This window comes from Clostridium arbusti SL206 (genome assembly GCF_000246895.1).
In the GTDB taxonomy this organism is placed as follows: Bacteria; Bacillota; Clostridia; order Clostridiales; family Clostridiaceae; genus Clostridium_I; species Clostridium_I arbusti.
Window position 1 is genome coordinate 1 of record NZ_BAEV01000150.1, and the last position, 6155, is coordinate 6155.

The 6155-nt window shown below is 30.6% G+C and carries 7 protein-coding genes; 2 read left to right on the top strand and 5 right to left on the bottom strand.

Annotation, left to right across the window (positions count from 1 at the left end; translation table 11 throughout):
• Positions 1-208: 208 nt before the first annotated feature.
• Positions 209-349, top strand: a complete 141-nt coding sequence (locus tag RH99_RS18740; RefSeq protein WP_010241280.1) for a response regulator — start codon at positions 209-211, stop codon at positions 347-349.
• 127 nt (positions 350-476) lie between these two features.
• Entirely contained in the window at positions 477-989 is a 513-nt protein-coding gene (locus RH99_RS17350) for a rubrerythrin (protein WP_010241282.1), read from the top strand.
• Positions 990-1111: 122 nt separating this feature from the next.
• Here the strand turns inward: RH99_RS17350 and RH99_RS17355 are convergent, their stop codons facing one another.
• The 5 genes from RH99_RS17355 to RH99_RS17375 form a co-directional block, all read right to left on the bottom strand.
• Complete coding sequence (locus RH99_RS17355; RefSeq protein WP_010241284.1) at positions 1112-2488, bottom strand: FAD-binding oxidoreductase; 1377 nt, start codon at positions 2486-2488, stop codon at positions 1112-1114.
• A 59-nt stretch (positions 2489-2547) separates the two neighbouring features.
• Positions 2548-3210 carry a methionine ABC transporter permease gene (locus tag RH99_RS17360; RefSeq protein ID WP_010241287.1) on the bottom strand — a complete coding sequence of 221 codons (663 nt, stop codon included), beginning with the start codon at positions 3208-3210 and terminating at the stop codon, positions 2548-2550.
• Entirely contained in the window at positions 3203-4240 is a 1038-nt protein-coding gene (locus RH99_RS17365) for a methionine ABC transporter ATP-binding protein (RefSeq protein ID WP_010241289.1), read from the bottom strand. Before RH99_RS17365 ends, RH99_RS17360 begins: the two co-directional genes overlap by 8 nt.
• 144 nt (positions 4241-4384) lie before the next feature.
• On the bottom strand, positions 4385-5251 hold the full coding sequence (locus RH99_RS17370) for a MetQ/NlpA family ABC transporter substrate-binding protein (protein WP_010241291.1): 867 nt from the start codon (positions 5249-5251) through the stop codon (positions 4385-4387).
• A gap of 408 nt (positions 5252-5659) precedes the next feature.
• Positions 5660-5890, bottom strand: coding sequence for a heavy-metal-associated domain-containing protein (locus RH99_RS17375; protein ID WP_010241294.1), 231 nt, complete (start codon positions 5888-5890; stop codon positions 5660-5662).
• Between the last annotated feature and the right edge of the window lie 265 nt (positions 5891-6155).

Sequence of the window (6155 nt, forward strand, 5' to 3'; positions counted from 1 at the left end):
AAGCAGAGAGCCAAAATTTTAATTTGGTGCAAATCGCTTTCACAGAGTGCGTGGGAGACTTACGCCAAGTTAGTCAGGTTAAACAAAATAATAAAAAAAAGATCGTCTTGTAAAATATTTTAAAAGACGATCTTTTTTATACTTAATTTATAATTATGTGTTAATATTATTTACATAACTTAGGAAAATCAAAAGGAGGATTTTAATTTTGCAGGATAAAGTACTTGTAGTAGATGATGAAAAAAACATATTAGATGTACTAGCTTATGCACTAAAACGTGAAGGATACCTAGTAGATACAGCTTACAATGGTAAAGAAGCATTACATAAAAATGAAAAAATACTATAAACCATATAAACATTTAATGGTTAAAAATCATTAAACTTTAATTTAGAATACAAGAATATATGCATATTATATAATTTTGACAAATAGTATATTATTGTACTCAATAATATACTTTGGAGGTACTATAATGAGTTATACCGTTCAGGACGGACAGCCCCAAGGACATCCTTACTTTTTTACAAATAAAATACGTGAAGCACTCATAGGTGAAATCATTGCTATAAATGGTTACGCTGAACATATTGCAAACTCACATATGGAAGATATTAATGATGTTTGGACACGTATAATGCAGGATGAAAAAAATCACTATGGAATGCTGCTTAATTTGCTCCGAAAATATGATTCAGTGCAGTATCAAAAATATAATATGTATAAAGGTCAAGATTCTGGTACAAAAACAGTTATGCAAACATATAAACCTGATTATAATACACAGATTATTTTAAATAATATAAGACAAGATATAAAAGGCGAGTTTGAAGCTGTAATTTTATACGAGCAGCATTTAGTAGAATTCCATCAGCAAGACGTCAGACATGTATTCTATTTAATAGCTAGTGATGAAAAGGAGCACGCTGAACATTTAACCCAAGTGTTATTAAAGTATGATCCGGATAAATATGGCTCCCTTATATAAAATTTTCCTAAAACAAAGGCACATAGATTTAATTCATGCAAATCTATGTGCCTACTCGTATATACACAATATTCTTTGATGTTTGATCTTGTAACACTCCAGTAAAAAGATATATGAATGTATTACACTGAATAAGACTTACCAGCATTCAAGATACCTTTTTCATCAAAAGCTTTCTTTATTCTTCTCATGTACTCTACATTTATTTTATCCGTTACATCAATGAAGTATGGTTTTTTATGCAGCCCTATACCATGCTCCCCAGAAGGTAATCCATTGAGTTCTTTTCCCTTTCTATAAAGAGCCTTTAGAATCATTTTAGAGTTTTCATTCCACTGCTTTTCTTCCATGTCATTTCTTATTACACATAAATGTACATTTCCATCACCAGCATGTCCAAAACTTGCAATTTTAATTCCAAATTCTCTTTCAGCTATCTTAGTGTATTCTATGAACTCTGCGGATTTGTCTATTGGGACTACGATATCCACCGGCTTTTGTTCTGAAACAGCCTCTACTGCTGTAACTAGTGCCCCTCTTATTTTCCAGGTTCTTTCTATGTCTTCCTTTTTATCAAGTAAGATAAAATCCAGTGCATTGCTTTCCTTTGCTACTTCCTTAACCTTGTTGTAATTACTTTCTATCTCAAATTCTTCATCACCATCAAAGGTTAAAAGTAAATAAGCCTTTCCCTCATCACATGTAAATTTCAGTTTTAAAAACTTTTCTGCGTCTTCAATGACTTCTTTTTCCATGAATTCAATGGCTGTAGGATTTGCATTTTTCTTTATTATCTTTATAACAGTATCTATACCCTCCTTCAAAGAGTTAAATGGTATAAGTGCACTTATACTTTTTTTAGGCTTTGGTATAAGCTTTAAGGTAGCTTTAGTTATAATTCCTAGAGTTCCTTCAGAACCTATCATTAAATCCTTTATATCAAGACCGGAACTATTTTTTATTACCTTTCCACCAAGATTCAGCACACTTCCATCTGCTAAAACCACTTCAATTCCCATAATATAATCTCTTGTTACTCCATATTTTACTGCTCTCATTCCACCAGCATTTGTACTTATGTTACCACCTATAGAAGCATTCTTTTCTCCTGGATCAGGTGGATAGAAGAGTTCTTTTTCTTCAACGAATTTCTGAATTTCAGTAAGAAGTACACCTGCCTCTACTGTTAAAGTAAGTGTATTTTCATCTAGTTCCAGTATATTTTTCATTAGAGATACATCCAGTATAATGCCGCCTTTAGTAGGAATCGTTGCTCCTACTACTCCTGTTCCCGCTCCTCTAGGAGTTACTGGTATAGAATTTTCATAAGCTAGTTTCATTACACTGCTTACTTCCTCAGTGTTTACAGCAAAAACTAATGCGTCGGCCTCACCTTTATCCCTATTAAGTCCATCACTTAAATATTTATCATCTATATCCTTGCCAAGCTTTACTCTACTCTTATCACTTATAATATTGAATAAATCATTATAATTCAAAAATATCCCTTCTTTTCTCTATAAACTTTAATGGTTAAATCTCTCCTGCTTTTAGAAATCTATCTTTTTGAAGATACTTTAGCTAGCCCATCTCCTATGAATTGTATAGCCTGAACTATAACTACCAATATAATAACAGTAGCTATCATTACTCCAGTTTCATATCTATAATAACCATATCTAATAGCTAGGTCACCAATACCTCCGCCGCCTACAATTCCAGCCATAGCAGAGAATCCAATTAAACTTACTAAAGTTACAGTTACAGCTCTTATAAGACTTGGAAGTGCTTCTACTATAAGTACATCTGTTAATATTAGCCTAAGCTTTGCTCCTGAGGCGATAGCAGCTTCTAAAACCCCTTTGTCCACTTCGCTAAAAGCTCCTTCAGCCATCCTTGCAAAAAAAGCAATAGAAGCAATGGAAAGAGGTACTGCCGCTGCCTTTGGTCCTATACTTGTACCAACCAATCTCTTAGTTATTGGTATCAAAAGTACCAATAATATTACAAAAGGTAAAGAACGAATTATATTTACGATTATCCCTGCAATGGAATTAATAATTTTATTTTTAAAGAACAATGGATTGGCTGTTAAGTATAAAATCAATCCTATTATTCCACCAACTACAATAGATAATACTATTGCTATACCTATCATATTAAGTGAATCTGCTATAGCTCTACCTAGTTCATCATGTAATATATTAAAAGTATTATTCAATTGTGCTCACCTCTTTCTGTAAGTGATAGTTTTCCTCAATTTCCGCTACATTTTCTTTTAAATATAATTTTGTCTTGTTTATCTCCTCTTTATCACCAGTAATATTTATAAGAAGGATGCCAAGGGGTTTATTGTTTATATAATCAATCTTTCCATGAATTATACTTATATAAACCTTAAACTTTTTTGAAACCTCTGATATAAGCGGTTCAACACTTTTGTCACCTTTAAAATGAAGCTTTACAATCTCTCCAACAGAAATTAATTTTTCTATTCCCTTTGGCAATTCTATATTTAAATTTTTACTTATTAAGGATTTTGTTATTTTATCTTCCGGAGCTGCAAAAACAGAATAAACATCATTTACTTCAACTACTCTGCCAGCACTCATTACTGCTAATCTATTGAAAAGCCTCTTTGCCACTTCCATTTCGTGGGTAATAAAAACAATAGTTATTCCGTATTCTTCATTTATCTTTTTAAGCAATTTTAAAATTTCTTCAGTATTCTCTAAATCTAAGGCCGAAGTTGCTTCATCACATAATAGTATTTCAGGATTATTAGCTAGTGCTCTAGCAATACCTACCCTTTGTTTTTGACCACCGCTTAAGTTTGCGGGATATGCTTTTGCTTTATCTTCTAAGGAAACTAACTTTAGTAGTTCCTCTACCTTTTCCTTCCGTTTATTCTTTGGATAATTGTTTGCCTTTAAAACAAACTCTACATTTTTATACACAGTTTTACCGCTTATTAAATTAAAGTGTTGAAATATCATTCCTATTTTTAATCTCTGTTTTCTAAGTTCTTCACCATTTAAATTAGTAATATCTACTCCATCAATTATAACTTTACCCCTGCTTGGCCTTTGTAGTAAATTTATAGTTCTCACCAAAGTACTCTTTCCCGCTCCACTAAGACCTACTATTCCAAAGATTTCTCCTTTATTTATCTTTAGATTAACATCTTTAACAGCTTCTACACCAGTACCTTTGATGTTAAATACTACACTAACATCTTTTAATTCTATCAAAAGATACACCTCCTAAAACTTCTATCCTAAATATATGTATACATCAACATTTCACTAAACTTCTAAATTAACAAATTAATGTAAACTATTTTGTATAAACTTAATGGGAGTATTATACTCCCATTAAGCAAAACTATCTATATTCTATTTAGTACCATTCTTATTTACATACCATTCTGGTTTGTCGAAAGACTTAAATTCTCCATTTTTATCTTCAATTACATTTTTAAAGTCTGCAGATTCTACAGCTTCCTTTAAATCTTTTCCTAGATCCTTATTTAAATCATCAGTTCTTACCGCTACTACATTTTTATAATTTTCTGCTAGCTTTTCTACTACTAAAGCCTTTGAGAAATCCATTCCTGCTGAAATAGCGTAGTTTCCTGTAATAAGTGCAATATCAACACTATCTAAACTTCTTGGTTCCTGTGCCGCTTCAATTGGAACAAATTTTAAATTCTTTTTATTTTCTGTTACGTCATTCTGAGTTGCTTTAGTTTCATCTATATTATCTTTAATATTAATGAGTCCTTGATTTTTTAGTAATGTTAATGCTCTAGCTAAATTTGAAGGATCATTTGGTATTGCAACCTTGGCTCCATCTGGTAATTTATCTAAAGATTTTATGTTGTTTGAAAATATTCCCATTCCCGCAGTTGGTACGCTGATAACTGGTGATAAATCTAAATTGTTATCCTTAGAAAACTTTTGCAGATATGCGGTATGTTGAAATAAATTAGCATCTATTTCTTTGTTAGCCAATGCTTTATTAGGCTGAACATAATCACTAAATTCTTTGGTAGTTACTTTATATCCTTTTTTCTCAAGAGCTGGTGCTATCGCCTTTTTAACCATATCACCATATGGTCCCGGGCAAACTCCTATAGTAATATTCTTAGTTTCCTTTGTAGAAGAACCAGAATTACTATTGCTTGTTGAACCACATGCTACTGCCCCCAATGTTAATGTTGCTGTTAATGCAATTAATGCAAATTTCTTTAATTTGTTCATTATTTTTCCCCCTACTTATTTACAGAATGTACTCTTAGCGTTTATATACGTTTTATATAGTCATGAAAACTTTACTTAGTATTCCTATATGTTTATTATATATTTAATTTTAAATTTGTCAATAATTTTTACTTTAATAATAATTTTTATAAAAATTAAATTTATCCTATATCGAAAAAACTATAATTATATATTATTTCCACTAATTATTATAGCACCGTTATCTCAATTAAAATACTGTAAAAAAAATAGAAACTATGAAAATATTGATATAACTATGATGTTTATTATACAAAAAACAAAAAATTCCCCATGGACGCATAACAGTTTATCCTCCCCTCGGATCATAACTGCTAAAACAGTGTGGGAAATTTACTTTTATAAAAATCAGTTTATAATAAACCTATTTTAAATCATTAAGGTAGCTCTAAAATCACTTTGAGGTATAGTTTCTATTATACTTCTTATCTGTTCTTTACTAATCCTATTAGGTTCATAGTGCATTGTAGCAATTTTACTATCTAACTCTATACTGGTCTCGGCTATACCAGCCACTCTCTCCATAGTTTCAAGTAAACTGCTAAAACAATCTAGGCAACTAACTCCATCTACCTTAAACTTTACTTTCTTACATTTCATTTTTAACCACTCCTCTCAATAATCTTATAAATACATATCATAACTTTAGTTTAGATTCATTACTTAAATCTTTGTTACTTGGTTTACAAATTAAAAATTGATAAACTATACACAATGAAACAATAACAAGAAAGCATATTTTTAAACTATTCATTTTTCTCTTTTCTCCCTCTTCATTTATTTTCTGTATCCTAAAAGTATTATTTCTCTATATCTTATTTTTATAATTATTATATTAATATATTTTATACGATTAAATTGTTGA

What these genes read in the sequence shown, in the direction of transcription:
- RH99_RS17350 (WP_010241282.1), top strand. Translation starts at nt 477, where the DNA reads ATGAGTTATACCGTTCAGGACGGACAGCCCCAAGGACATCCTTACTTT.
- RH99_RS17370 (WP_010241291.1), bottom strand. Translation starts at nt 5,251, where the DNA reads ATGAACAAATTAAAGAAATTTGCATTAATTGCATTAACAGCAACATTA.
- RH99_RS17375 (WP_010241294.1), bottom strand. Translation starts at nt 5,890, where the DNA reads ATGAAATGTAAGAAAGTAAAGTTTAAGGTAGATGGAGTTAGTTGCCTA.